This is a genomic window from Mycobacterium sp. IDUB_21 (assembly GCF_055419425.1).
In genome coordinates this window covers 1-267 of record NZ_JBVAXQ010000042.1, presented here as the reverse complement: position 1 = coordinate 267, position 267 = coordinate 1, and the positions used below count along the sequence as shown (strand labels likewise).

The window sequence follows — 267 nt, the reverse complement described above, 5'->3', positions numbered from 1 at the left end:
TGCTCGCAACCACTATCCACAAAACAAACACCACACCCCACCACCAAGATGGAGCGACAACAACACCCACCCCCACACAGGGGAGCAACAAACGGGCCTGTTGCCTCAGGACCCAACAGTGTGCCCAACCAAAGCCGGCCACCAGAAGCACAAGACCCCTGGCGGTTGGTGATCAACAAATATTTGCCGCTGTTTTTTAAAACTATCTGCACCACCGAACAACCCACTACAGGCGCCGGCGAAAATATCCCAACCATCTGATCCCAC

At 54.3% G+C, this 267-nt stretch carries 1 protein-coding gene; it reads left to right on the top strand.

What is annotated here, in order from left to right; genetic code table 11:
• On the top strand, positions 1-261 hold a 261-nt coding region (locus ACZYY4_RS23050), incomplete at its 5' end, for a hypothetical protein (protein ID WP_463812338.1).
• Positions 262-267: the final 6 nt, after the last annotated feature.